The following is a 24,492-nucleotide window of genomic DNA, read 5'->3' on the forward strand; positions in this document are numbered from 1 at the left end:
GGCACGTCCCAGGCGCTTGCGTACGCCGCGCCCTGCCGCAAATAAGTTACTGTCCTACAGTCACTCCCCGGGCGCAGAATAACAATGGGTGCCAAGGCCTGTCCTGCGCCCTTTCCGCCTGCCTGTCTGGGCCTACTCGCTTATCTTTCCTATGCCGACTTCCACACCCGAATCCCCTTCGCCATCGCCATCGCCTTCTTCAGCTTCGCGCCGCGGGCCGGATGCCCTGTCTGTCGCCGTGCCCACCCGCTCTCCTGAAGCCGCCACGCTGATCGACATGGAGGCCGTCGAGGCCGACACGCAGACTGCACTTGCAGCGGTCAGCCCCGAATCTTCGTTCTCGTTCAAGGTACTCACGGTCAACATCCACAAGGGCTTTACCTTTTTCAACCGCAAATTCATCCTGCCCGAGCTGCGCGAAGCCGTTCGCGGCGTCGGGGCGGACGTGGTGTTCCTGCAGGAAGTGACGGGCAACCACGTCAAGCACCAGGACAAGTTCGACAACTACCCGGAAACGCCGCACTACGAATTCCTGGCCGACACCATCTGGCCGCAGTTCGCCTACGGCCGCAACGCGGTCTACACCAACGGGCACCACGGCAATGCCGTGCTGTCCAAGTTCCCCATCGTGCGTTTTGAAAACCTCGACGTGTCCATCAGCGGGCCCGAGCGCCGCGGGCTGCTGCATTGCGAACTGCAGATACCCGGCCGCAGCGTGAACGTGCACGCCGTCTGCGTGCACCTGGGCCTCATGGAAGCGCACCGCGAGCAGCAAATGGACATGCTGTGCGAACTGGTGCGCAACAACATTCCGCCGCACGCGCCCGTCGTGGTGGCCGGGGACTTCAACGACTGGCGGCACCGCGCCCATGCCCGGCTGGAAAAAGGCGCCGAGCTGCATGAGGTGTTTGTGCAGGCCAACGGCAAGGCGGCGCGCACCTTTCCCGCACGCCTGCCCCTGCTGCGGCTGGACCGCATCTATGTGCGCAACGCCATCGGCCACGCACCGGTGGTGCTGCCTCTGCGGCCCTGGTCACACCTGTCAGATCACGCGCCCCTTGCGGCAGAAATCGAGCTCTGAACATGAGTCGTTGGGTAAGCGGCAACCAGTTCCAGCTGCTTGAAAACGGCGAGGAGTTTTTCCCGCGCGTCTTTGAGTGCATTGCCGCGGCCAAACGCGAGGTGGTGGTGGAAACCTTCATCCTGTTTGAAGACAAGGTCGGTGAAGAGCTGCACGCGGCCCTGCACCAGGCGGCGCGGCGCGGCGTGCAGATCGACCTGACGATCGACGGCTACGGCTCGCCGGACCTGTCACCTGAATTCATTTCCACCCTGACGCGGGCCGGCGTGCGCGTGCATGTGTTTGACCCGGGGCCCAGGCTGTGGGGCTGGCGCACCAACCTGTTTCGCCGTATGCACCGCAAGATTGTGGTCGTCGATGGCGAACGTGCTTTCGTCGGCGGCATCAACTATTCGGCGGACCACCTGGCCGACTTCGGCCCGCAGGCCAAGCAGGACTATGCCGTCGAGATTGAAGGCCCCCTTGTCGCCGACATCCACAGCTTTGTGCGCAGGGCCCTGGCGGCGGGGCAGCGCAATGCCGGCGCCGAGCCGCCCACGGGCTTGCGTGAACGTTTTTCCGAACGCGCCCGTTCCGTGGCCGGCACCTGGCGCAGGGACGACGTGCCCGCGCCGGCGGGCGACGCCGCGGCGCTTTTTGTCACGCGCGACAACCGCAAACACACCAACGACATCGAGCGCCACTACCGCGCCGCCATCCGCACGGCGCGCCAGCGTGTCGTGATCGCCAACGCGTATTTCTTTCCCGGTTACCGGCTGCTCAGGGAAATGCGCCACGCCGCGCGGCGCGGTGTGGACGTACACCTCATCCTGCAGGGCGAGCCCGACATGGCGATCGTCAAGACCGCCGCCAGCATGCTCTACCACCACCTGCTGGACGCGGGTGTGCGCATTTACGAATACTGCGACCGCCCCTTGCACGGCAAGGTGGCCGTGATCGACGACGAATGGGCCACCGTGGGCTCCAGCAACCTGGACCCGCTGAGCCTGGCGCTCAACCTCGAGGCCAACGTCATGATCCGCGACCGCACCTTCAACAACGACCTGGGCACGCGGCTGGACCACCTGATGCAGCACAGCTGCAAAGAGATAGGCCGCCAGGACCTGGTGAAGCCCACGTGGTGGCGCACGCTGCGCAGCTACTTTGTCTTTCACCTGCTGCGCCGCTACCCCGCCTGGGCCGGCTGGCTGCCGGCGCACGCGCCACGCATCACGCCCGCCGAAGTGGCCACGCCCGATCAGCGCGAGCCCCAACAGCACCAGGCCAGACCCATTTGAGCGCGTGATGGCCGAAAGCCGCACCTTGCCCACGCCCCATCCTCCCCGCCCGCCCCGGCGGCACGGCAAGCCCCAGCCCGCCGCGCCGAAAAAAAAGGCCTGGTGGCCATGGCTCAGGCACGGCGCCACCGCCGCATTTTTTCTGCTCATCGCCAGCCTGCTGTTCTCGCAGGCTCGCAAGATTGAATGGTCCCAGGTCCTCACCGCGCTGGAGGACTACCCCCTCACCGCCGCCTGGGGCGCCGTGCTTTTAGCCGTGGCCAGCTTCACGCTTTACAGCACCTTCGACCTGCTGGGCCGCCACTACACCCGCCACCCGTTGCGCGCCCCCACCGTGATGGCAGTGACCTTCGTCAGCTACGCCTTCAACCTCAACCTCGGCTCCCTCGTGGGCGGCGTGGCTTTTCGCTACCGCCTCTATTCACGCCTGGGCCTGGGCAACGGCGCCATCACCCGCATCATGTCGCTGAGCATGTTGACCAACTGGATGGGGTACCTGCTGCTCGCCGGCGCGGTGTTTGCCTTGCAGCCGCCCACCCTGCCCCTGGACTGGCCTGTCACCACCAACTCCCTGCGTCTGATCGGTGCGGTGCTGCTGGCGGTTGTTGCGGGTTATCTCGGCATTTGCGCGTTTTCCCGCCGGCGCATGCTGCGGCTGCGCGGCCATGAGGTGGTGTTGCCCTCCGTGCGGCTGGCCGGCCTGCAGCTGCTGATGGGCGCCGGCAACTGGCTCATCATGTCGGGCATTATTTTCATCCTGCTGCAGCACCGCATCGAGTTTTCCGCCGTCGTCAGCGTGCTGCTGCTGGCGGCCATTGCCGGCGTGATCACCCATGTGCCGGCCGGCCTCGGCGTGCTGGAGGCCGTGTTCGTCGCCCTGCTGTCGCACGAGATGCCGCAGTACGAACTGCTGGCCGCGCTGGTGGCTTACCGCGTGATCTATTACCTGGTGCCGCTGACCGTGGCCGTTGTGGCGTATCTCGCCATGGAAACCCACGCCAAAAAGCTGCGGCGGGCCCACAAACAGCGTTGACGGCACTTCATCCGGGTCAAAAAACATGCGCCGCAGCAGGTTTGGCGCCGTTGCCGCCAGCCTCGCCCTTTTGGGGTCGTTTCCAGCTGATTTAGGCGACAAAGCCACAAAAGGCCCGGGATTTTTGCCTCACTTTCGCACCTGAATCACCAAAACACTGTATATTAATACAGTGAATTCGGGCTTTCTGTCCTGGCAATGCGCCGCCCGCACCCAGGAAGACGGCTCTTTTGCCTACACCCGCCGCGGTGGCCGCCGCCGCACCATGGGTGCTTGAACCGTGAAGAAAGGATGTGTCCATGGGCGTGATGAATGACCTGCTGACGAACGACCTCTTTCCACAAGCCATGCTGCCTGTCACGCTGCAGGGGCAGACGGACCTCGAGGGCTTTCGCCGTGCCGCACGCGGCCTGCTGGCACAGAACATCCTGCCTGGGCAAGTCATCTGGCATTGCAGCACCACGCCCGCTGAAGGCGTGCCGCCCACCGGCACGGCGCAGAGCCCCGCACTCAGCGACGCACCCACCGTCACTGTCCCACCCGAATTTCTCACCCTGTGCCAGGCCGTCATCCTGCACAACAACCCGCAGCGCTTCAGCCTGCTCTACCGCCTGCTGTGGCGTCTGGTGCATGAGCCCGAACTGCGGCACAACCAGCTCGACACCGACATGGCGCAGGCCCGGCAAATGGCCGAAGAAGTGCGCCACGACATGCAGAAAATGAAGGCCCAGCTGCGCTTTCACTCGGTGCAGGACGACACCTTCAAAACCCGCCCGCAAGGCGGCCCGCTGCACGTGGCCTGGTTCGAGCCGGAACACCACATCGTTGAAGCCGTGGCGCCGCTGTTTGCCCGCCGCTTTGCCCACATGCGCTGGGCCATCCTCACGCCCCAATGCAGCGTCGAGTCCGACTACCTGGGCCCGCAGGCTACCGGCCACGGCCGGCACGCTGCGCCGGTGCTGCCCCCGGAAGAAGTACGACCAGGCCACAAGCCGGCCGACGCCCCGGCTTCACTGCGCTTCGGCCCCGCCGCCGACAGGCAGACCGCCCCCTCACCCGACGCCAGCGAACAGCGCTGGCTAACGCAGTACGAACAGGTCTTTCACCCCGCGCGCCTGCGCCGCCGGATGATGCAGAAAGATTCGCCGCAGCGTTACTACCGGAAAAACCGCAGCTCGGCCGGCGCCCGCAAGGCGCGCACACCGAAGGCTGCCGCCGGTCAGCCACTATCAATTTAATAGCTGCTTGCGCTTGTCCCTGTTGGGCCAGGGCGTCATTTGGCATTCATCCTTGATGCCACGCCATACCGCTCACGGGCTATAAACAGGCAGCAAATCCGCCTCAGGGCTTGGCAAGAGGCGGCCGCGTTGGCGCAACACCAGGCGCAGGTGTCGCATTCGGCGAGGGCGATACCGCGTCACGACCGTCGTTGCCGGGCGGCGTCACCGGACGGATGGTCGAGTCACGCGGATCCGGCGGCGGGGGCGGCGCTTCGGGTTCAGACGCCCGGCGCGCCGGGTTGCGGTTCATCGGATTCCTCAAGGGAGCCGTCGGCACTGCGGTATCGGGTGCCGCGGCCGGCTGTGTGGTTTGCGATGTCTGGGCTACCGCCTGTGGTCCTGTGAAAAGCGTCAGGGCCATTGCCAACACAACGCCCGGCAGGGCGACGGAAGCGACGGAAAAGGGTGGTTGTTTCAACATGAACATGCCTCCTTGATACTGGGTGCTGGTAGGTTGCGTGCGTGGTAATGCGCTAACACCACTCTACGCCTGTCCTCCACGCCCGCCATGGCCATGACGCCAGCACGGCTGTCAGGGCCGGCCTACAGACGCGGCCCCTGCTTTCACGACCAGGGCGTTGCCGGCTTCGCCACCAGTTCCTTGAACCCGGTCCGCGCGTCATGCTCACGCGCAAACACCCAACCCTGCAACGACACCAGCACAATTTCAGCGGTCGTCCGCACAATGCAACCCGGCATCACATGGCCGCCACACATCTCTCCCCGCGCATTGGCCACGCTGGCATGCAGGTGCGCACCGTCCGGGCTCAACGTGCCCGACAGCGTGATCAATTCCAGCGGCTCCACCAACACCGTTCCCTGCGGCTCGGCCGCGTAGCGCAGCACGGCGCGAGACAGGCTTCCCACCGCAGAGATGACGCAAGCCGCGCGGGTGTTCTGCTCGGCCTGCAGCTGGGCGAATGCTGCATCCAGGGCTGTTCGCAGGTCGTCGCCAGGGTTCAGGCGGAGGGTTTGGGTTTGGGGCATGGGTGGAGGGTAGACGATGTTGCTGTTGTTGTTCAAGCTGTGTGCTCTTGCTGAGGGCTGCTGGCCGGGGGTTGCCCGGCATGCAACTCACTTTCTTTTGCTTCGCCAAAAGAAAGTAAGCAAAGAAAAGGCGACCCTGGTTCCTGCGTCCCTACGCTTCGCTACGGGCAACCTGCGGTGCTCGGTCCAGCCGGGGTCAAAAACAACTCGCTTCGCTCAAACAAGTTTTTGCCCTGATCCGTCTGGACCTGCGCTCCTCGGCGCATCCACAAGGGGTGGGGGAAGGAATACCAACAGCCAAAAACAAGAACCCGAATACGGAAGAAACAAGGACACGCCATGGCGTGTCCTTGTTGGTATTGGAGTTGATATTTGTCTTTGGCATTTTGTCCCCGTTCCCGATTTGCCCTTCTGTCTGCGCCGAGGAGCGCAGGTCCAGGCGGATCAGGGATCGCGATTGTCTGAGCGAAGTGCAACGTAGCGAGTTCGAGCGAGACCCCGCCTGAACCGAGCACCGCAGGTTGCCCCGGAGCGCAGCGCAGGGGTCGCAGACAGCAGGGTCGCCTTTTCTTTGGTGACTTTCTTTTGGCGAAGCAAAAGAAAGTTACTTGCATGCCGGGCAACCCCCGGCCAGCCGCCCTCAGCAAAGAGCGCAACCATCAAATCAACACAACCTTACCCCACCACCAACCTCAAAAAAGTAATCTCCGAAGGCGCCCCAAACCGTTTGGGCGGCCCCCAGTACCCCGTCCCGCGGCTCGTATAAACCCACAGGTTCTGCAGCTTGTGCAAGCCCGCCGTAAACGGCTGCTGAAACCGCACAAACAAATTCCACGGATAAAACTGCCCGCCATGCGTATGGCCCGACAGCTGCAGGTCAAAGCCGGCTTTGGCCGCCGCCGCCGCACTGCGCGGCTGGTGCGCCAGCAACACGCGCACGGCCTCCAGCGGCGCACCACGCAGAGCCGCCTCCGGGTCACTGCGATGGGTTGGGTCAAAATGCCCGCCGCTGTAGTCCGTCACACCCGCCAGCACCAGCGGCGTGGCGTCCTGGCCCGCAGCAAGAAGTGGCGGTCGAATCACCACATGCTGGTTCAGCAGCACCGTCAGGCCCAGCCGGCGCAGCTCGTCAATCCAGGCATGCGCGCCCGAGTAGTACTCATGGTTGCCCGTCACAAAATACGTGCCGTGGCGCGACTGCAGCTCCGCCAGCGGCGCCACGTGCGAGGCCAGCTCGCTCACCTTGCCGTCCACCAGGTCGCCGGTGATGGCTACCACATCGGCATCCAGCGCATTGACCTTGTCGACAATGCGGCGCAAATACGCCTGCTTGATGGTCGGCCCCACATGGATGTCGCTGATCTGCGCCACGGTAAACCCCTGCAGTGCGGCGGGCAGGCCCTTGATGGGCACATCCACCTTCACCACGGCGGCTGTGCGGCGCGCATTCAGAAAACCCAGCACGGTGATCAGCCCGCCCAGCAGCGGCACCGCCTCGGCCGACACCGTGCGCAGCCACGCCAGCGGCAGGTGGCCGGGCGCCACGGCATCGGCCAGCCACAGCACCAGCAGTGCCGCATCACGCGCCACCGTCAACACCAGCAGCGACGAAAACAGGCCCATGAAAAGCAGGCCCGCCCAGGTCAGCACATCGGCCAAAGGCTGTTTGGCTACACGGCCGGCCATCAGCCCCAGCGGCATGACAAAGGCCGACACCACAAGGACCGCGGCAAACAGCCATTGCCCCGCGGGATACGCCCCCAACCCGGGTAGAAGGCGTGCACCAATGTAAACATGGAGCAGCGCGGTTACAAGCGCCAGCGGCAGGAAGTTCATGAAATGTCCAGGGTAATGACGAGCTGATGACCCCTGCACATGGGTACGGGACGCGCGCATTCAATGCCGGCGCTGCTTTAAAGCGGGGCTGCCGCGCCACGCAAACACCACCACCAGCGTGCCACAAGTCACGGGCCAGCGTTTCATACGCTCACAAGTGCGACAAAGCGTGCGTGCGAATCCGCCCCTTCGCACGCTACCCTCGGCCATCTTTCTTCGCCCTCATTTTTCGCACCGGTCGCCCGTTGTCCTTCTGCCCATGACTTTCCACCCATGACTGTTGCCATACAGGCCACCACCCCCGCCACCTTCGAAATCAAAAGTGCCAACCTGCCCCTGGTGGCTTTGCTGCTCAAGTCCACCGACCTTGTCGCGCTCGCGCAAGAGTTGCAGGCCCGCTTTGGCGACATTCCCGACTTTTTCGACCAGGACGCGCTGATGATCGACCTCTCGCCCCTGCAGTCCGCCGCCGCGCGCAGCGGACGGGCGGTGGGCGACATCGACTTCCCCGCCCTCATCACCCTGCTGGGCAGCTACCAGCTGGTGCCGCTTTCCGTGAAGGGCGGCAACCCCGCGCAAATGGCGGCAGCGCTGCAGGCCGGGCTGCTGCCCGTGCCCGACGCCCACCTGCTGCCCGACCGCCCCACCGCAGCAGCACCCGCACAGCAGCAACAGCCACCACCGCCCGTGCTGGTGGCCGCGCCCGCCGCCGCCCCGCTGGGTGCCCTGGTGGTCGACAAACCCCTGCGCTCGGGCCAACAGGTGTATGCACGCGGCCGCGACCTGGTGGTGCTGGCCATGGTCAACGCCGGCGCCGAAGTCATTGCCGACGGCCACATCCATGTGTATGCACCACTGCGCGGCAAGGCCATGGCCGGCGCGCGCGGCAACACCGAGGCACGCATTTTTTCGCTGGCGCTGGAAGCCGAGCTGATTTCGATTGCCGGCGTGTACCGCACTGCCGAGCACCCACTGCCCGAAGGCCTGGCAGGCCAGCCCACGCAAGTGCGGCTGGTGCCTGCTGAAGAAGGCCAGGAAGGCGACCGTCTCGTCATGAACGTGCTCGCAGCTTGAGCACGAGGCCTACACGCCACGTCATGTTTCCGCGCCTTCATGCCGCCCATGTGTAAACCCGGCATACCCGTTCCCGTTTTCAAAAGGACTTTTATCTGATGGCAAAAATCATTGTGGTCACCTCCGGCAAGGGCGGCGTGGGCAAAACCACCACCAGTGCCAGCTTTGCAACCGGCCTCGCCTTGCGCGGGCACAAAACCGCGGTCATCGACTTCGACGTGGGCCTGCGCAACCTCGACCTCATCATGGGCTGCGAGCGCCGCGTGGTGTACGACCTCATCAACGTCATCCAGGGTGAAGCCACGCTCAACCAGGCGCTCATCAAAGACAAGCAGTGCCACAACCTCTTTGTGCTGGCCGCCTCGCAAACGCGCGACAAGGACGCGCTGACAAAAGCCGGCGTGGAGAAGGTGCTCAAAGACCTGGGCGAGATGGACTTCGAGTACATCGTCTGCGACTCCCCCGCCGGCATTGAAACCGGCGCGCTCATGGCCATGCACTTTGCCGACGAAGCCCTCATCGTCACCAACCCCGAGGTCTCCTCGGTACGCGACTCCGACCGCATCCTCGGCATGCTTTCAAGCAAGACCAAACGCGCCATCGACGGCGGTGACGCCATCAAGGAACACCTGCTCATCACCCGCTACAACCCCGGCCGCGTTGACCAGGGGCAGATGCTGTCGCTGGAAGACATCCAGGACATCCTGCGCATCAAACTCATCGGCGTGATCCCCGAATCCGAATCCGTGCTGCAGGCCTCCAACCAGGGCGTGCCGGCGGTGCACATGAACGGCAGCGATGTATCGGAAGCCTACAAGGACGTGGTCGACCGTTTCCTCGGCGACAAGGACAAGCCCATGCGTTTCATCGACGCGCAAAAACCCGGCCTCTTCAAGCGCTGGTTCGGGGGGAAGTAAAACGATGGCGTCCTTCCTGTCCTTTTTTCTCGGCGAGAAGAAAAAAACTGCCAACGTCGCCAAGGAGCGGCTGCAGATCATCCTGGCGCACGAGCGCACAGGGCGCGGCCATGAGCCCGACTACCTGCCCGCGCTGCAGCGCGACCTCATCGCCGTGATCGCCAAATACATCCGCATCGACCCCCACGACATCAAGCTGCACCTGGAGCGGCAGGACAATCTGGACGTGCTGGAAGTGAAGATCGAGCTGCCCGACAAGAAGGAAAAAACCGGCGCCTCCGCCGCAGCAGCCCGCAAATAGCGCACGCCAAGGAACCCGCCTCGGCGCCTGCCCCGCAATTGACAAAAGGCAAGCCCGGCAACACAACTCAGGGCTATCATCATTCGATGTTGATCGAGACCTTCGGTGCTGCGCGCGACATGGCACGCCTGGCGGAAATCGCCGGTGTGCTGATTCGCCACGGCTTTGGCGACAGCGTGCGGCGGCTCGGCCTGGCCGACAAGCTCGAGCGTGCCGGCCATGCCCTGCACTGGGGCCACGTCGCCGACCTCGCCCGCATCAACCCGCCCGAGCAAGTGCGCCTGGCGCTTGAAGAGCTGGGCCCCACCTTCGTCAAGCTTGGGCAGGTGCTTGCCGGCCGCGCCGACCTGTTCGGCCCCGAATGGATCACCGAGTTCGAAAAACTCCACAGCCATGTTCCGCCCGTGCCGCTGGCGCTGTTGCTGCCGCAGCTGCGCGAAGACCTGGGTGGCGAGCCTGAGGCTGTCTTTGCCCGCTTTGACACCACGCCGCTGGCCGCCGCCTCGATTGCGCAGGTGCACCGCGCGCAGCTGCATGACGGCACTGAAGTCATCGTCAAGATCCGCCGCCCCGGCATCACTGAAGTCATCGACGCCGACCTGCGCCTGATGGACCGGCTGGCCTCGCTGGCCGAAGCCGAGCTGTCCGCGCTCAAGCCCTACCACCCGCGGCAGCTGGTGCGCGAGCTCGCCAAGTCGCTGCGCCGCGAGCTCGATTTAGCCGCCGAATGCCGACATGCCGAGCGCATCGCCCTCAACATGGCGTCGCTGCCCTACATCGTGATCCCGCGCGTGCACTGGGCCCACACCGGCCTGCGCATCAATGTGCAGGACCTGGTCGACGGCGTGCCCGGCAGTGCGCTGGACCAGCTCACGCCCGAAGCCGGCTTTGACCGCAGCGAACTTGCCCGCCGCGGCGCCCACGCCGTGCTGAAGATGATTGTGGAAGACGGCCTTTTCCACGCAGACCCGCACCCCGGCAACGTGTTTTACCTGCCCGGCAACGGCATCGCCTTTATCGACTTCGGCATGATCGGCCACCTGACCGAGCGGCGGCGCGAAGAGCTGCTGCAACTGCTGCTGGGCCTGGTCGAACGCCAGCCGCAGGCCGTGGCCGACGTGCTGCTCGACTGGACGAGTGACGAGCATGGCACCAACCTCTCCCAGCTGGAGGGCGAGATTGAAGCCTTTGTCGACCAGTACCACAGCACCCCGCTGGCCCAGCTCAGCCTGGGGCAAATGCTGTCCGACGTCACCGCCATCCTGCGCGACCACCACCTGGGCCTGCCGCCCGACCTGGCGCTGCTGATCAAGGCCTTCATCTCACTCGAAGGCATGGGTCGCGGTCTGGACCCGGGCTTTCACATGGCCACCGAAGCCACACCGCTGCTGCAGCAAATGGTGCGTGCGCGTTACGAGCCCGCGGCACTTGCCAGCCGCGGCTGGCAAACACTGAGCCGCGCGATGGCGCTGGCCGGCCAGCTGCCGCACGACTTGACGCGCCTGCTGCGCAACGCGCGCCGCGGCCGCGTGCAGGTAGGCATTGAGCTGGCCCACCTCAAACGCGTGGGCGACCAGCTCGACCGCGCCGCCAACCGGCTGGCCATGGCCCTGGTGATTTCGGCGCTCATCATCGGCTCGTCCATCGTCATGACCGTCAAGGGCGGCCCCACCCTGTTTGGTTTGCCGGCGTTCGGGTTTGTCGGTTTTATGGGCGCCATGGCCGGCGGCCTGTGGCTGGTGCGGGCCATCTGGCGCAGCAGTCGCGGCCGCAACAGCGACGACGAGAACTGAGCAGCGCTATCTTTTCAGGAGCTGCTCGCGCACATTCCTAAAGGCTTACAGGCCTTTTTTACTCAAGAAAGCGCGCCTTGCCGCCCGCGGGGAAGCTACAGCTTGAGCTGCGCCGGCAGGTACTTCGCCATCAAATCGTCGTAATACGGTTTGAGCTCGGCCAGCACCGGCGGCCTGTCGTTCTTGGAATAGAGATCGTAGGGGTTGAACTTCTGCACCCACTCCATATGCGCCGCGTCCTGCGCATCCGTCAGGTGGCCGTACTGGCCCTCACGGTGCCAGGCGTAGAACGAGTGGTAGCGGATCATGTACAGCGCCGGCAGCGGCAGGTGCGTTTTCAGCAGCTGGTACAGGTATTCGTCGTGGCCCCAGGACATATGCACCGCGTCCAGCCCGCAGCCGGGGGCGTACACACCGTACTCGCTGTTGTAGCGCGCGTCCGTGCTGTCGGGGTTCAGGTCAAAGTATTCGGGGTAGACGATGCGGTCTGAAAATTTGCAGCCCACCGGAAAGGTGTCGCCCACCACGGCCCACTGCGGCTCGCCGAACAGGCACAGCACCTTGCCCAGGTCGTGGATAAAACCCGTCAGCACAAACCAGTCGGGGTGGCCGTCGGCGCGAATCGCTTCGGCGGTTTGCAGCAGGTGGCTGATTTGCGGCAGCTCGATGTCCGGGTCCGACTCATCGACCAGCGTGTTGAGGAATTCCAGCGCGGCCCACGGCGTCATCTCGCGCTGCGAAAACGCCAGCCACTCGGCTTTCTTGCGCTGCACAAAATCGTAGGTCTGGTTCTGGTGGTTGTTGCGGTAGAACGTGCGTACCCTGTCCAGCCCGGGCTGTGCGTAGTCGCGGTAGGCCGCGCGGGCAGGTTCACTGGCCAGCAAGGGCGTTGCCGGGGCGTTGGGGGTGGTTTGCGGCATGACGGCGTTCATCGTGCCATTGTAGGAAGCCCGGCCCCTGCGTGCAAACCCGGCTGTCGCAACGGTTTGCCGCGGGTATATTGGGCCCGACCTCGATCCAACCCGCCCCACCCGCCACCGCCCGAAAGGCTTTATGCACCGCAGACCGTTCCACCGCCTGATGGCCATCGGCCTTCTTTTTGCGTCAGCCCTGCTGGCCGGCGCCGTCCACGCACAAGACGGCAACCCCAAAATCGGCGTGCTGATGCTGCACGGCAAAAACCCCGGCAGCAACAACGACCCCAACATGAGCCGCATCAAGCCGGTGCTGGAAGGCGCAGGCATGGTGGTGCTTTTCCCCGACATGCCCTGGTCGCGCACCCGCTACCTGGACGGCAACTGGGACAAGGCCATGGCCGAAATGGCCACGCATGTCAAAGCCCTGCGCAGCCAGGGCGCAACGAAGATCGTGATTGCCGGCCACAGCATAGGCGTGCCCGCCGCCATGAGCTTTGCCGCGCGTGGCGGCGACGTGCAGGCCCTGGTGCTGCTGGCGCCCGGCCACGTGCCCGTGAGCTACTACCGCGTCCTGCAAAACACCACAGTGCGCGAAAGCGTCGACGAAGCCCGCAAGCTGGTGGCCGACGGCAAGGGCGATTCGCGCGAACGCTTTACCGACATCAACCAGGGCAAGCAGCTGCCCGTGGCGGCCACCGCCAAAGACTATTTGAGCTACTTCGACCCCGCCTCTGACGCAGAAATGGGCGTGACCGCGCCCCGCATCCCGCCCGGCACGCCCGTGCTCACGGTGGTGGGCGACGAAGACTGGATCAGCAAATTCGCCAAGACCTACTTTGCCGACAAGCTGCCCGCCAATCCCAAAAGCCAGTACCTCGAAGTCAAGGCCAACCACCTCACCACACCGGTCGTGGCCAGCGAAGCCGTGGTGCAGTGGATCAAAACCGCGACAGCACCATGAAGCGCGGGAACGCCAGCAGCGCTCACCATTCATGCTATGGATTTGATAGCTGCTTGCGCACGACCTGATTGGGTTGCAGCCCTATTCCCCTTAAATAAATCCCAGAGCATCGTCACAGAAACCCAACCATGACACCGCATTCATCCGCACGGTACCTGTGGCTGCGCCACGCACTGCCCGCTTTCCTGCTGGTGTGCATGGCCGTGGCCGGGAACGCGCAGGCGCAAAGCACTCCGCGCGTGATCGACATTCCCACCCGCCCGGGTGTCACCCAGCGCTTTGTTTACATCGCAGCGGCCGCATCCCCCAATCCGACCAGGCCGAACAGCACGCCCAAGGCCTCTGTCATCCTCTTTGCCGGCGGCCATGGCGGTTTGCAAATCAATGACAGCGGTGGTTTCGCCCGGGGTGGCAACTTCCTGGTGCGCACGCGCCAGCAGTTTGCAGACGCCGGTTTTGCGGTCGCGGTGATTGACGCGCCGTCAGACAAACAGTCGCCGCCGTTTCTGTCGGGCAACCGGCAAACGCCCGAACACACGGCCGACGTGCTGGCCGTCATCGCCTGGCTCAAGCAGCAGGCGCCTGTGCCCGTGTGGCTGGTGGGCACCAGCCGCGGCACGCAGTCAGCCGCCTACATCGCCACCGAGGTTGCACCGGCGCAAGGCGGCCCCGACGGCATCGTGCTCACGTCCACCATGCTGACCGACAACACCGGCCGCGCCGTGCCCAAAATGCCGGTGGAGAAACTGACGATTCCTGTGCTGGTGGTGCACCACGAACAAGACGGCTGCAAACTCTGCGCCTTCAGCGACATGCCGCAACTGATGAACAAGCTCGCCAAAACACCCAAGGCCGAGCTGCTGACCTTCACCGGCGGCCAAAGCCGGGGCGACCCCTGCGAGGCCATGGCGTACCACGGCTATAACGGGCTGGAGGCCGAGGTGGTCGGCAAGATCAGCCGCTGGATGGCTGCGGCCAAGCCCTAGCGCGCTACGACCGTCCGGGCCGCGCTCAAGCCTGTTCGGGCTTGTCCAGCAGCTTGTCGTTCGGGCTGTTGCCCGCGGCGGTATGGTTGAGCGACAAGCTCACGCCCGCCCGCTTCTGCACGGTGTCCACCGCATCCGGGTCCGGCGCCACGCTCCAGGCCATGGCGGTGGTCAGCACCACCAGCGAAGGAATGGCCCGCAAATAGCGCGGGTGAAACAGGAAGTCGGCGATCTTTTTCATGGCGGCCTTTCTTGGCGATGTCTGCAGGTGGTTGCCCCGCAGAAAAAAACAAGCGTTCATCCTGCGCCGCCAAACTTAGGGCCATGCGTCTGCCACGTTGCGGTTTGTAAGGAAATGCCTCAGCGGCAGGTAAAGACGCGCACAGCGCCGGCGCCGGAAGCGCCAAGCGCTATGGTATTGATAGCTGCTTGCGCACGTTCTGCCTGGGCTACGGCCACTTTTCGTTATGAAAATGGCCACTATGTCATTCCAGAAACCGGTTCACGCACGCCATCACCCCTTCGGCCTGGTCCTTGTGCGCCTCATGGCCGGCAAACGGAATGTTCAGCAGCTTCGCGCCGGGCACCTGCTCCACCAGCTCAAACACACTGGCGCGCGACACCAGGTGGTCTTCATCGCCGCGAATCGCCAGCAGGGGGCAACTGATCTGCTTGACGCACTCGCCCGGGTAGCCGCTGGGGCCGTCGTCCAGCCACATCGGCACGACGGCATCAATCAGCGCCGCAAAGTCGGGCTGCGGGTTGACCGCGTTGTACAGCGCCACCGACTCGGGGAATTTTTTCGTCCAGCTTTGCGCCGTAACGCCGCCCAGCAGCTTGCGCACCGGGTCGTCGGCCTTGAGCATCTTGTCGGTGCCAATGGCAACCAGCTTGTCGATCAGTGATCCAGTTTGCGCAGCCATGCGCAACGCCGTGATCCCGCCGTCGCTGAAACCCACCACGCTGCAGCGGTCAACGCCCAGGTGCTGCAGCACAGCGGCAGCGTCAAGCGCCAGCCGCTGGTAAGTCACGCCCGCCGTGCCCAGGGTTGACTTGCCGTGGCCCCGGCTGTCGATGCCGATCACGCGGAAGCGCTTCTGCAGCAGCGGCAAGACGCCGTTGAAGTCCTTCATCGTGCCCAGCCCGCCGTGCAAAAACAGCAGCGGCGGGTCTGCGTTATCACCGTGAACTTCAAAGTAAATCTTCGCGCTGTCCAGCGTCAGGTGGTCGCCGCTGTGGTGGTCAAACTGGCCCGCCTTCACCCTCGCCCCGCGGCTGAACGTGTCCGCAGCCACGTCAACGCCCCGTGCTGCCGCGGCGCGACTGCAGCTGGTTGCTGCCGCCCACATGCGACTCCCGGTCGCTGCGGCTGTTGGCCGTGCGCTGGCCTTCGTTCTTCTGGGTTGGTTTCTGCTCACCCATCTGGTTGAAGTCGTTTTCAACCTTGCCGCCGTGGCCCGATGCTTTGGGTGTGCCGTCTTGCTCCATCGCGCCGCCGGCCTGGTTGCGCGCGTCCTCGGGTGCGAGTTGTTTGCTCTGCTTGTTTTTGGCGTTCTGTTTGTTCGGCATGGTCTGTCTCCAGATAAAGGGGGTTGAACAAGGGCCAGCGTGCAAACAAGGCAACACCAACCCGCGTAACAACCATTCTGAAAACCCCGAATGCCCGCCCATGTCAGACAGCGCCCCGTACCCAAGCGCGACAAGGCGAAGGGAAAGCAAGCCGGATTGCTATGAATTAAATAGCTGCTCGCGCAAGCTCTGCTTGGCCCAATGGCCCATTCCGCTTAAGGCCAGCGTTACATCAACCCGCAGATGTATCCGAAAACTGCGCTTCAATCTTGTGCCCGTCCAGGTCCCGCACAAAGCAGCCGTAATACTGCGGCCCATACAAAGGCCGCGGGCCCGGCGCGCCATCACCCTGCCCACCCAGCTCCAGCGCCTTGGCATAAAACGCATCCACCTGCGCTTTCGACACAGCCAGAAAACCAAAGTGCGAGCCATTGCCCACATGCGCCTTACCGCCATCGTGCGGCACGCCTACCCAGAACTCTGGATAAGCCCGCCCGAAGGCCACGGCGCCGGGATGCTCCATGATCACCTTGATCTCCATCGCACCCAACACAGCGGTATAGAACGCCTTGGCACGCTCAAAGTCGTTCGTGCCGATGGACACGTGGGACATGATGCTTTCGGGGAAGGAGGGGGTGTTGGGCATGGGCGTAGTCCTTGTTGGTTGAGAGGGAAAAGCTTAGCCGGCCAGATCGCCTCTGGCAACGAAGACCCCAGTTCACCAAAGCATATTCATGCGGTATCGTTGCTGCAAATAAAACAGGCAGGGGGAAAACCAATGGACCAGGATTTCATGAAGAGTGGTGGCCGTGAACGGCCATTCAGTCCGGCTCCAGAACAACCGTTTCTGCGCTGGATTGCGTTCGTGTTCGTTCTTCTGGCGCTTGCTTACGCAGGCTATCGGGTGTGGGTGTCGCGGAGCGATCGGGTATCACCAGCGAAGACCCAGCAGGCAGCGCCAGCAACCAGCCTACCCTCACCGCCGCCCCAAACATCAGCACAGCCGCAACCAGTTGTACCCGCGACTCCAGCACCGGGCAACCGCATCGTCACCAAGTGCGTGGTCAACGGCAAAACCATCTACAGCGACAACGCCTGTCCACAAGGCTCGGCAGGTGCGCAAGTCGTCACCAAGGCCGATCACAACCTGATGACTGGCCTATCGCCAGCGCAGATGGCGGCGGCTGATCGCATCCAGCCGGCCGCACCATCGATGTCCACAATCGCTCCATCTGTCAACGCAACCCCCGACAAAAGAAGCGAATGTGTATTCATTGACGCAGAAATCAAACGTCTTGATGCGTTGGCAAGGCAGCCGCTAAACGCACATACACAGGATGAAATTTCTCGCATCCGGAAAGAGCTTCGCGATCGTCAATTTCGGATTCACTGCTAACACCTAGCCACGTGAATCCCTCCGACACCCAGGTAAAGCCCTGGGTTCAATTTCTTCGACAAGTAAATATGCTCTGCGCATGTCTACTCAACACAAATCAAAACCGCTACCCGATTGGGGCGAAATGCCCAGGCATCCAGGCCTGTATCTGTCGCTATCGCACGGCAGAGACTTCCCACAGCAAGCAATGAAAACGACTGGCTTCCCGGGTCCGAAGTTGGGCCCGCTCCACTACGTCAAAACGCTTTATGCCCAACAGGTTACTTTGCGATTCCTAAACCGCCGTGATGCTCAGCGCTTCTTTCCGCACACTTCATTGACCATCAATTCCCTTGAGGTAATTGAGGGAACCATTGTTTTTGGCAGCAAATGTTTTGGCGAATGGGATGTTTGCTACATCGCGCCGGAGTTCTGCTTAAGCAAGACGTCTACCAAACCATAGCGCCATCGTCTCTCCATTCAGGTCATTGCGCAACAAGCCCTACTCCGGCAAGATCGACGCTCAGACTAAGAAGAAAGAGCGGAGATGGCAGTTTCCTTCACAAATATCTCGGTTGGTAGCTTCTGGACGAGGCCCGACTTAGCCGAGCTATGGGGCTACAGGGCATATCAGGCTTTAGCTAGAGGGGTAGTTACTCCGGCAGGTGCCGACCAGATCATCCTTTTTGTCACAGAGGAAAAGCAAACCTCGGCCACGAGCTACAAGGACATTCTCAAAGAAGACATCCTCGAATGGGAAGGGCCGAATGATCACTTCGCCGAAGGGCGCATGCTCAGGGCCAGAGAAACCGGTGAAGCCATTCATCTCTTTCACCGCCAACGTCATCACTCCCCGTTTCAGTACAAAGGCGAGATCGTCGTTACAGACAAGAAACTCAAAACGAACGCTCCTAGCAAGTTCATTTTTGAAATCCTTGATCCACACCGGGAAGCCTGGACACACGACCAACTTCTTGCGGCTTTCTATTTGTACCTTCAACTCAAGCCCCATGAAATACAAAACTCTTCTCCACTAGTGGTCCAGTTCGCCGGGCAATTGGGAAAATCCGGCGACGCTGTAGCCGCGAAACTGCGGACATTAGCCCAGCTTGATCCCGTACTGGTCACCAAAAGCACAAGAGCATCGGACAACGTCACTGATCTCGACAAACAGGTATCGCTCGAATTCCAGAACAACTGGACGGCAACGACTTTGACTGCCAACGAAGCATTTGAAGATGTTGTGGGAGCCTACGAAGCCGCTGCAGACGCGGGGCAGATATCCGCTGCGGACGCCAGCTATCTTTTCCGTGCCGGACAAACACGTGAAGCCTTAGTCGAGATACGAATAAATCAAAGAATATTTAGAACTGCCATTCTCAATGGCTACAACTCCACGTGCTGTATTTCGGGTCTGAAGAATGAGAAGCTACTAATCGCAAGCCACATTGTTCCCTGGTCAATGGACGTTGAAAACCGTCTTAATCCAGCAAACGGTTTATGCCTATCCGCGCTACACGACCGGGCATATGACCAAGGGTTAATAACTGTCTTGCCCGATCTGACGATTCGCGTCTCAGCAGGATTAATGCAACAGCGATCCAACAGTTTTCTGACCGAATCTCTTCTGCGCTATGACGGAAAGAAGATTGCAATCCCTGGTCGATACCCCCCACACTCCAAATTCCTTGAATCTCATGCGACGCGCTTTGGCTACATAGGCCAACCTGTCATTTCCAAATAAGAGGGGCCAAAAATGCAAGCTCGCCTGACTTTGCGGAACTACCGCTGCTTCACCGACACCGCCCCGGCAGTAATTCACATCGGCAAGGGATTCACCTCATTTATTGGACCGAACAATGCGGGCAAATCCACCTTACTCCGCTTCTTCTACGAGGTTAGACATGCGCTGGCGCGATTAGGTGCAGCTGGCGAGGGTTCAAACATACGCGACGTCTTCCCAAGTCACTTTGCCGGTTTGGGCGGTCTACCCGCTCCTATTACGGATCAAACGGAGATCATTAACGAGTATGCGGAAAGGCCTCTCCAATTCACACTAGAAATTCCGCATGCCTGGAATCACTACCCGCTTTTTATGAAGTCGGCAACATGGACCTACGACGGACAACAACAAGCCTGGAAAATAGACTTAGTTAGTTCAGACGGGCAAAGCCTGCATCAAGAATTAAATGGCATAGGGTTTCGTAMCTTACAAAATAAGAATCTATACCTGAGTGATGGCCGATCTGTTGAGTTCACAACACTTGTCGACGCTGCCTTGGCTCTAGCAAACATCCAATATTTTGGTCCCTTTAGAAATGCACTCAACGAAGGGGCTGGCAATTACTACGACCTCCATCTTGGAACCGGATTTTTAGGTCAATGGCACAACTGGAAAACAGGCGGCAGTAAATTACAAAACCGGGCTATCGGGAAAGTGACCGAAGACGTTAGAAGACTTATCGGTGCCAAATCGCTGGAAATAAGCGCTTCCAATGAGCTGAAAACCCTTCAGCTTGTTATTGATGGTCGCCCACACAAACTTTCTGAGGTAGGAGCGGGCATTGCACAACTTGTAGTCGTACTTGGAAATGCACTTATCCGCGCCCCCAGCTTTATCGCTATTGATGAGCCTGAGACACATTTGCACCCTGGTCTCCAACTTGATTTTTTAACCACGCTTGCTTCATATGCACAACATGGTGTGCTGTATGCCACGCACTCGCTGGGACTAGCACGATCATGCTCGGATCTTATGTACTCGGTGCAATCCACGAAGAGAGGTTCTATCGTCCGCCCATATGCGAAAACCCCTCATTACGCCGAGTTCCTCGGGTCAATGGGAATAGCTGGGCTTGAAGACATAGGTTGGAATAAGATTCTCTTGGTTGAGGGGCCATCAGACGTAAGAACTTTTCAACAGCTATTGAGAAAATTCGAGAAAGATAGACACGTTGTAATTCTTCCTCTCGGAGGTAGTTCCATGATTAACGGAAAAACCACACCGCTGCTTGAAGAAGTCATTCGCCTATGCCCCAACGTCTTTGCAATCATAGATAGCGAGAAGAAGTCGGAAAGCGATTCTGTAGCAAGTGACCGTGTTGAATTCGCGGCAAACTGTGCTCAACTAAAAATCAATTGCTTAATCACTCAAAAACGAGCAACCGAGAATTACTTGTCAGAAAGCTCCGTCAATGAAGCGTTTGGTGGCCGATTTGCGCCACTTGGCGACTACGACCGTCCCGGTACGGAGAACAGCTTTTGGGGAAAGTCAGAAAATTGGCGCGCTGCACAAGTCATGACGAATGACGAGCTTGTGAAGACAGATCTCGGAAAATTCTTAGCTGCTCTTTAGCTTCTACTGAAATATGAGGTTATCAACCTGCTGCTGATATCAAGTATCGCGCCATCAATTGCGGAACAGCCGGCTTCGCACACCGCTGCAAAGCCATCAGCAATTCATGGTCAACCTTCGCCACCCGATGGCGAACACGCAGATCATCCTGAATCTGCCCCAACAAGGAAGCCGCCATCTCCGCATCAGCCATAGCCCTGTGAGCCCGGCCAGCTTTGGGCAGGCGGTGGTAATCAATCAGCACGCCTAGCTTGTGGCTGGGTGCCTGGGGGTAGAGCCTTCTGGCGACCAGCATAGTGCAGGCGAAGGGCTGGGTGGCCTTCTCGCCTGCGCGGGTGAGTTCGGCTTCCCAGAACCTGCGGTCAAACGAGGCGTTGTGCGCCACCATGGGCGCATTGCCGACAAAGCGATTGGCTTCTGCCATGACTTTCTCGGCCGCGGGCGCGGCGGCGATCATGGCGTTGCTGATGCCTGTCAGGCTTTCGATGAAGGACGGGATGTAGCGCCCTGCGTTCATGAGGCTTTGGAACCTGTCCACCACCTGGCCGTGCTCGACCAGCACGATGGCTACTTCCGTCGCGCGGTCGCCCATCGCGGGCGACAGGCCTGTGGTTTCAAAGTCGATGACGGCGATGCGGCTCATGGCTCAGGTAATGTGATCACCAAAATAAAAACACCATGAAATCGACCTGCAGAGGTTCAGACTTCATGGTGCTGGTCAACCCCGGTGAATCAACGCATTGATCCGGGCCGGGCGGCTTGCTTACTTGTAGAACGACTCTACCTTGCCCTTCAACTTGATCATCAGCGGGTTGCCCTTGCGGTCGACCTTGTTGCCCACGGGCACCTTGATCCAGCCTTCGCTGATGCAGTACTCGGCGACGTCGTTGCGCTCTTTGTCGTTGAAGCGGATGCCAATGTCGTGCTCAAAAATCGCTCTGACGAAGTGCGGGCTGCGCTCGTCGGTAGAGAGGTGATCGGGCAGCGCCGGGCGCTCTGCTGTTTTGATTTCTTCGGTCATGGTGTCAAGTAAGGGCTGGGTGGTCGCTTAGACGTCGATGTTGGCGGCGCGCAGGGCGTTCTGTTCGATGAACTCACGGCGTGGCTCCACTTCGTCGCCCATCAGCATGGTGAAGACGTGATCGGCTTCGATGGCGTCGTCGATCTGCACGCGCAGCAGGCGGCGCACGGTCGGGTCCATGGTGGTTTCCCACAGCTGGGCGGGGTTCATCTCGCCCAGGCCTTTGTAGCGCTGGCGTGCGGTGGCGTTTTCAGCCTGGCCAATCAACCAGGCCATGGCCTGGCGGAAGTCGCCGATCTTTTCTTCCTTCTGGCGCTCGCCCTCGCCGCGCATGACTTTCGCACCTTCGCTGATCAAACCGCGGAAGGTGGCGGCTGCATCGGCCAGGGTGGCATAGTCAGCGCCGTGCACAAAGTCTTGTGTCAGCACGCTGCTCTTGACGTTGCCGTGGTGGCGGCGGCTGATGCGCAAAATGGGCTTGTCGGTGCGGGTGTCAAACTCGCCGGCCACTTCGGCGGGGGCGCCGGTGGTGTTGAGCTCGCGCAGCTTGGCCTGCAACGTCACAGCTGACACTTCAGCGTCGGCCACGGTGTCGAGGTTGAGGCTTACGCCGTCAGCAATGGCGCGCAGGGCTTCTGCGTCCATGAAGCCGCGCAGGCGGGCAATCACGGATTCAGCCAGCTGGTGCTTGCGGGCCAGTTCGGCCAGCGTCTCGCCCGTCAAAACCGTGCTGCCTTCAGCGGCGGTTTGCACAGACGCATCTTTGAGCGCAATGCGCAGCAGGAAGCCATCAAGCGCTGCGGTGTCTTTGAGATACTGCTCTTCCTTGCCGGCCTTGACCTTGTACAGCGGTGGCTGCGCAATGTAGATGTGGCCGCGCTCAACAAGCTCGGGCATCTGGCGGTAGAAGAAGGTCAGCAGCAGCGTGCGGATGTGGGCACCGTCAACGTCGGCGTCGGTCATGATGATGATGCGGTGGTAGCGCAGCTTGGCGACATTGAAGTCGTCGGTGCCGGGCGTGCCGCCAATGCCGCCGGCTTTGCCGATGCCGGTGCCCAGAGCGGTGATCAGCGTCAAAATTTCGTTGCTGGTCAAAAGCTTTTCGTAGCGGGCTTTTTCGACGTTCAGGATCTTGCCGCGCAGGGGCAGGATGGCCTGGAATTTACGGTCTCGGCCCTGCTTGGCGGAGCCGCCGGCGGAGTCACCCTCGACCAGGTAGATCTCGCACATGGCGGGGTCTTTTTCCTGGCAGTCAGCCAACTTGCCGGGCAGGCCCATGCCGTCGAGCACCCCTTTGCGGCGCGTCATGTCGCGGGCCTTGCGGGCGGCTTCGCGGGCACGGGCGGCTTCGATGATCTTGCCGACAATGATTTTTGCGTCGTTGGGGCGCTCTTGCAGGTAGTCGTGCAGCAGGCGGCTCACAATGTCTTCCACCGGGCCGCGCACTTCGCTGGAAACCAGCTTGTCTTTGGTCTGGCTGGAGAATTTTGGCTCAGGCACCTTCACGCTCAGCACGCAGCACAAGCCTTCGCGCATGTCGTCGCCGGTGACTTCAACCTTGGCTTTCTTGGCCAGTTCACTATCGTCGATGTATTTGTTGATGACGCGGGTCATGGCGGCGCGCAGGCCCGTCAGGTGGGTACCGCCGTCACGCTGGGGAATGTTGTTGGTGAAGCAGAGGACTTGCTCGCTGTAGCCGCTGTTCCACTGCATGGCGACTTCAACACCAATGTTGGTGCCCTGGTCGCTCTGGCGGTCGCCCATGGCGTTAAACACGTTGGGGTGCAGAACCGTCTTGCCTTTGTTGATGAACTCAACAAAACCTTTCACACCGCCGGCGCCGGCAAAGTCGTCTTCCTTGCCGCTGCGCTCGTCTTTGAGGCGAATGCGCACGCCGTTGTTCAAAAAGCTCAACTCGCGCAGGCGCTTGCTCAGGATTTCGTAGTGGAAATCGTTGTTCTCTTTGAAGATGTCGGTGTCGGGCAGGAAGTGGACTTCAGTGCCGCGCTTGTCGGTGTCGTCCATGACTTTCATCGGCGACACATCAACACCGTTGACCTGTTCGATGATGCGGTTTTGCACAAACCCGCGAGAGAACTCCATGACATGCACTTTGCCGTCACGGCGAATCGTCAGGCGCAGCATCTTGCTGAGTGCGTTGACGCAGCTCACGCCCACGCCGTGCAGGCCGCCTGACACCTTGTAGCTGTTCTGGTTGAACTTGCCGCCGGCGTGCAGCTCGGTCAGGGCGATTTCAGCGGCCGAGCGCTTGGGCTCGTGCTTGTCGTCCATCTTGATGCCAGTCGGGATGCCGCGGCCGTTGTCAGTGACGCTGACAGAGTTGTCGGTATGGATGGTGACAACGATGTCGTCGCAATGGCCGGCCAATGCTTCGTCAATGGAATTGTCGACCACCTCAAACACCAGGTGGTGCAGGCCAGTGCCGTCGGACGTATCGCCGATGTACATGCCGGGGCGCTTGCGCACGGCCTCCAGGCCTTCCAGGATCTGGATGGAGCCTTCGCCATAGGCTTCGGACGCGCCGGCCTGGTTGGTGTCGATCTTGGGCTGGAAATTGGAGCTTCCCTCGCCTGCAGCGCCGTCGTTGACGTTTACCTGATCGGCTTCGTTCGGTGTGTTTTCTTCAGTCATAGCCAGCTTTATTTCCGATCTTTTCTCGAATTGCTTCGATTTCTTCAATCTCTTGAATGACCAAACCCGCGGAGAGT

At 61.4% G+C, this 24,492-nt stretch carries 24 protein-coding genes; 13 read left to right on the plus strand and 11 right to left on the minus strand.

The annotated features are described in order from the left end of the window. Window positions 1-277 precede the first annotated feature (277 nt). From AC1D13_RS13635 to AC1D13_RS13650, 4 genes are all read left to right on the plus strand, one after another. Entirely contained in the window at window positions 278-1,081 is an 804-nt protein-coding gene (locus AC1D13_RS13635) for an endonuclease/exonuclease/phosphatase family protein (protein WP_457282084.1), read from the plus strand. 2 nt (window positions 1,082-1,083) lie between these two features. Continuing rightward, window positions 1,084-2,358, plus strand: a complete 1,275-nt coding sequence (gene clsB, locus AC1D13_RS13640) for a cardiolipin synthase ClsB (RefSeq protein WP_457281873.1) — start codon at window positions 1,084-1,086, stop codon at window positions 2,356-2,358. Window positions 2,359-2,365: 7 nt separating this feature from the next. Further along, window positions 2,366-3,391: a lysylphosphatidylglycerol synthase domain-containing protein gene (locus AC1D13_RS13645; RefSeq protein WP_457281874.1), complete on the plus strand. Its 1,026-nt coding sequence runs from the start codon at window positions 2,366-2,368 to the stop codon at window positions 3,389-3,391. Window positions 3,392-3,690: 299 nt separating this feature from the next. Next, entirely contained in the window at window positions 3,691-4,629 is a 939-nt protein-coding gene (locus AC1D13_RS13650; RefSeq protein ID WP_457281875.1) for a TIGR03915 family putative DNA repair protein, read from the plus strand. 103 nt (window positions 4,630-4,732) lie between these two features. On the opposite strand, the gene AC1D13_RS13655 is transcribed toward AC1D13_RS13650, so the two are convergent. The 3 genes from AC1D13_RS13655 to AC1D13_RS13665 form a co-directional block, all read right to left on the minus strand. Further along, window positions 4,733-5,092 (minus strand): hypothetical protein, encoded by a 360-nt coding sequence (locus AC1D13_RS13655; protein WP_457281876.1) that lies wholly within the window; start codon window positions 5,090-5,092, stop codon window positions 4,733-4,735. 143 nt (window positions 5,093-5,235) lie between these two features. Next, window positions 5,236-5,658: a PPC domain-containing DNA-binding protein gene (locus AC1D13_RS13660; RefSeq protein ID WP_457282085.1), complete on the minus strand. Its 423-nt coding sequence runs from the start codon at window positions 5,656-5,658 to the stop codon at window positions 5,236-5,238. A 675-nt stretch (window positions 5,659-6,333) separates the two neighbouring features. Next, window positions 6,334-7,494: a metallophosphoesterase gene (locus AC1D13_RS13665; protein ID WP_457281877.1), complete on the minus strand. Its 1,161-nt coding sequence runs from the start codon at window positions 7,492-7,494 to the stop codon at window positions 6,334-6,336. Between the two features lie 273 nt (window positions 7,495-7,767). Here AC1D13_RS13665 and minC point away from each other — a divergent pair, with 273 nt between their 5' ends. The 4 genes from minC to AC1D13_RS13685 all read left to right on the plus strand — a co-directional run bounded on the left by minC (window position 7,768) and on the right by AC1D13_RS13685 (window position 11,579). Continuing rightward, window positions 7,768-8,568: a septum site-determining protein MinC gene (minC, locus tag AC1D13_RS13670; RefSeq protein ID WP_477689710.1), complete on the plus strand. Its 801-nt coding sequence runs from the start codon at window positions 7,768-7,770 to the stop codon at window positions 8,566-8,568. 98 nt (window positions 8,569-8,666) lie between these two features. Next, window positions 8,667-9,485: a septum site-determining protein MinD gene (minD, locus tag AC1D13_RS13675; RefSeq protein WP_348046637.1), complete on the plus strand. Its 819-nt coding sequence runs from the start codon at window positions 8,667-8,669 to the stop codon at window positions 9,483-9,485. A gap of 4 nt (window positions 9,486-9,489) precedes the next feature. Next, entirely contained in the window at window positions 9,490-9,786 is a 297-nt protein-coding gene (gene minE, locus AC1D13_RS13680; RefSeq protein ID WP_457281879.1) for a cell division topological specificity factor MinE, read from the plus strand. Between the two features lie 86 nt (window positions 9,787-9,872). After that, window positions 9,873-11,579: an ABC1 kinase family protein gene (locus AC1D13_RS13685; protein ID WP_477689711.1), complete on the plus strand. Its 1,707-nt coding sequence runs from the start codon at window positions 9,873-9,875 to the stop codon at window positions 11,577-11,579. Window positions 11,580-11,674: 95 nt separating this feature from the next. On the opposite strand, the gene AC1D13_RS13690 is transcribed toward AC1D13_RS13685, so the two are convergent. Beyond that, on the minus strand, window positions 11,675-12,511 hold the full coding sequence (locus AC1D13_RS13690) for an inositol oxygenase family protein (RefSeq protein WP_477689712.1): 837 nt from the start codon (window positions 12,509-12,511) through the stop codon (window positions 11,675-11,677). Window positions 12,512-12,632: 121 nt separating this feature from the next. Between AC1D13_RS13690 and AC1D13_RS13695 the strand changes: the two genes are divergently transcribed. Both AC1D13_RS13695 and AC1D13_RS13700 read left to right on the plus strand, forming a co-directional pair. Beyond that, a complete protein-coding gene (locus tag AC1D13_RS13695) occupies window positions 12,633-13,457 on the plus strand; it encodes an alpha/beta fold hydrolase (protein WP_477667034.1) in 825 nt (274 codons plus the stop codon). A gap of 128 nt (window positions 13,458-13,585) precedes the next feature. Continuing rightward, complete coding sequence (locus AC1D13_RS13700; protein ID WP_477689713.1) at window positions 13,586-14,443, plus strand: alpha/beta hydrolase; 858 nt, start codon at window positions 13,586-13,588, stop codon at window positions 14,441-14,443. 25 nt (window positions 14,444-14,468) lie between these two features. Here AC1D13_RS13700 and AC1D13_RS13705 read toward each other — a convergent pair whose 3' ends face one another. The 4 genes from AC1D13_RS13705 to AC1D13_RS13720 all read right to left on the minus strand — a co-directional run bounded on the left by AC1D13_RS13705 (window position 14,469) and on the right by AC1D13_RS13720 (window position 16,658). After that, a complete protein-coding gene (locus AC1D13_RS13705; RefSeq protein ID WP_477648569.1) occupies window positions 14,469-14,684 on the minus strand; it encodes a hypothetical protein in 216 nt (71 codons plus the stop codon). Between the two features lie 244 nt (window positions 14,685-14,928). Then, window positions 14,929-15,738: an alpha/beta fold hydrolase gene (locus AC1D13_RS13710; RefSeq protein WP_477689714.1), complete on the minus strand. Its 810-nt coding sequence runs from the start codon at window positions 15,736-15,738 to the stop codon at window positions 14,929-14,931. A gap of 1 nt (window position 15,739) precedes the next feature. Further along, entirely contained in the window at window positions 15,740-15,931 is a 192-nt protein-coding gene (locus tag AC1D13_RS13715) for a hypothetical protein (protein ID WP_477667089.1), read from the minus strand. Between the two features lie 313 nt (window positions 15,932-16,244). Then, window positions 16,245-16,658, minus strand: coding sequence for a VOC family protein (locus tag AC1D13_RS13720; RefSeq protein WP_477689715.1), 414 nt, complete (start codon window positions 16,656-16,658; stop codon window positions 16,245-16,247). A gap of 132 nt (window positions 16,659-16,790) precedes the next feature. Here AC1D13_RS13720 and AC1D13_RS13725 point away from each other — a divergent pair, with 132 nt between their 5' ends. The 3 genes from AC1D13_RS13725 to AC1D13_RS13735 all read left to right on the plus strand — a co-directional run bounded on the left by AC1D13_RS13725 (window position 16,791) and on the right by AC1D13_RS13735 (window position 20,742). Continuing rightward, window positions 16,791-17,408: a hypothetical protein gene (locus tag AC1D13_RS13725; protein WP_477689716.1), complete on the plus strand. Its 618-nt coding sequence runs from the start codon at window positions 16,791-16,793 to the stop codon at window positions 17,406-17,408. A 526-nt stretch (window positions 17,409-17,934) separates the two neighbouring features. Then, window positions 17,935-19,131: an HNH endonuclease gene (locus AC1D13_RS13730; RefSeq protein ID WP_477689717.1), complete on the plus strand. Its 1,197-nt coding sequence runs from the start codon at window positions 17,935-17,937 to the stop codon at window positions 19,129-19,131. A gap of 12 nt (window positions 19,132-19,143) precedes the next feature. Further along, entirely contained in the window at window positions 19,144-20,742 is a 1,599-nt protein-coding gene (locus AC1D13_RS13735) for an ATP-dependent nuclease (protein ID WP_477689718.1), read from the plus strand. 22 nt (window positions 20,743-20,764) lie between these two features. Here AC1D13_RS13735 and AC1D13_RS13740 read toward each other — a convergent pair whose 3' ends face one another. The 3 genes from AC1D13_RS13740 to gyrB all read right to left on the minus strand — a co-directional run bounded on the left by AC1D13_RS13740 (window position 20,765) and on the right by gyrB (window position 24,415). Next, window positions 20,765-21,385, minus strand: a complete 621-nt coding sequence (locus AC1D13_RS13740; RefSeq protein WP_477689719.1) for a 3'-5' exonuclease — start codon at window positions 21,383-21,385, stop codon at window positions 20,765-20,767. 120 nt (window positions 21,386-21,505) lie between these two features. Next, the gene (locus AC1D13_RS13745; RefSeq protein ID WP_457281890.1) at window positions 21,506-21,763 is read right to left on the minus strand and encodes a DUF3297 family protein; all 258 of its coding nucleotides are present in this window, start codon (window positions 21,761-21,763) and stop codon (window positions 21,506-21,508) included. Window positions 21,764-21,790: 27 nt separating this feature from the next. After that, window positions 21,791-24,415 carry a DNA topoisomerase (ATP-hydrolyzing) subunit B gene (gene gyrB, locus AC1D13_RS13750; protein ID WP_477689720.1) on the minus strand — a complete coding sequence of 875 codons (2,625 nt, stop codon included), beginning with the start codon at window positions 24,413-24,415 and terminating at the stop codon, window positions 21,791-21,793. Between the last annotated feature and the right edge of the window lie 77 nt (window positions 24,416-24,492).

Source organism: Polaromonas sp. P1_E12 (genome assembly GCF_056405975.1).

What these genes read in the sequence shown, in the direction of transcription:
- AC1D13_RS13635 (WP_457282084.1), top strand. Translation starts at nt 278, where the DNA reads ATGGAGGCCGTCGAGGCCGACACGCAGACTGCACTTGCAGCGGTCAGC.
- clsB (WP_457281873.1), top strand. Translation starts at nt 1,084, where the DNA reads ATGAGTCGTTGGGTAAGCGGCAACCAGTTCCAGCTGCTTGAAAACGGC.
- AC1D13_RS13645 (WP_457281874.1), top strand. Translation starts at nt 2,366, where the DNA reads ATGGCCGAAAGCCGCACCTTGCCCACGCCCCATCCTCCCCGCCCGCCC.
- AC1D13_RS13650 (WP_457281875.1), top strand. Translation starts at nt 3,691, where the DNA reads ATGGGCGTGATGAATGACCTGCTGACGAACGACCTCTTTCCACAAGCC.
- AC1D13_RS13655 (WP_457281876.1), bottom strand. Translation starts at nt 5,092, where the DNA reads ATGTTGAAACAACCACCCTTTTCCGTCGCTTCCGTCGCCCTGCCGGGC.
- AC1D13_RS13660 (WP_457282085.1), bottom strand. Translation starts at nt 5,658, where the DNA reads ATGCCCCAAACCCAAACCCTCCGCCTGAACCCTGGCGACGACCTGCGA.
- AC1D13_RS13665 (WP_457281877.1), bottom strand. Translation starts at nt 7,494, where the DNA reads ATGAACTTCCTGCCGCTGGCGCTTGTAACCGCGCTGCTCCATGTTTAC.
- minC (WP_477689710.1), top strand. Translation starts at nt 7,768, where the DNA reads ATGACTGTTGCCATACAGGCCACCACCCCCGCCACCTTCGAAATCAAA.
- minD (WP_348046637.1), top strand. Translation starts at nt 8,667, where the DNA reads ATGGCAAAAATCATTGTGGTCACCTCCGGCAAGGGCGGCGTGGGCAAA.
- minE (WP_457281879.1), top strand. Translation starts at nt 9,490, where the DNA reads ATGGCGTCCTTCCTGTCCTTTTTTCTCGGCGAGAAGAAAAAAACTGCC.
- AC1D13_RS13685 (WP_477689711.1), top strand. Translation starts at nt 9,873, where the DNA reads ATGTTGATCGAGACCTTCGGTGCTGCGCGCGACATGGCACGCCTGGCG.
- AC1D13_RS13690 (WP_477689712.1), bottom strand. Translation starts at nt 12,511, where the DNA reads ATGAACGCCGTCATGCCGCAAACCACCCCCAACGCCCCGGCAACGCCC.
- AC1D13_RS13695 (WP_477667034.1), top strand. Translation starts at nt 12,633, where the DNA reads ATGCACCGCAGACCGTTCCACCGCCTGATGGCCATCGGCCTTCTTTTT.
- AC1D13_RS13700 (WP_477689713.1), top strand. Translation starts at nt 13,586, where the DNA reads ATGACACCGCATTCATCCGCACGGTACCTGTGGCTGCGCCACGCACTG.
- AC1D13_RS13705 (WP_477648569.1), bottom strand. Translation starts at nt 14,684, where the DNA reads ATGAAAAAGATCGCCGACTTCCTGTTTCACCCGCGCTATTTGCGGGCC.
- AC1D13_RS13715 (WP_477667089.1), bottom strand. Translation starts at nt 15,931, where the DNA reads ATGGAGCAAGACGGCACACCCAAAGCATCGGGCCACGGCGGCAAGGTT.
- AC1D13_RS13720 (WP_477689715.1), bottom strand. Translation starts at nt 16,658, where the DNA reads ATGCCCAACACCCCCTCCTTCCCCGAAAGCATCATGTCCCACGTGTCC.
- AC1D13_RS13725 (WP_477689716.1), top strand. Translation starts at nt 16,791, where the DNA reads ATGGACCAGGATTTCATGAAGAGTGGTGGCCGTGAACGGCCATTCAGT.
- AC1D13_RS13730 (WP_477689717.1), top strand. Translation starts at nt 17,935, where the DNA reads ATGGCAGTTTCCTTCACAAATATCTCGGTTGGTAGCTTCTGGACGAGG.
- AC1D13_RS13740 (WP_477689719.1), bottom strand. Translation starts at nt 21,385, where the DNA reads ATGAGCCGCATCGCCGTCATCGACTTTGAAACCACAGGCCTGTCGCCC.
- AC1D13_RS13745 (WP_457281890.1), bottom strand. Translation starts at nt 21,763, where the DNA reads ATGACCGAAGAAATCAAAACAGCAGAGCGCCCGGCGCTGCCCGATCAC.
- gyrB (WP_477689720.1), bottom strand. Translation starts at nt 24,415, where the DNA reads ATGACTGAAGAAAACACACCGAACGAAGCCGATCAGGTAAACGTCAAC.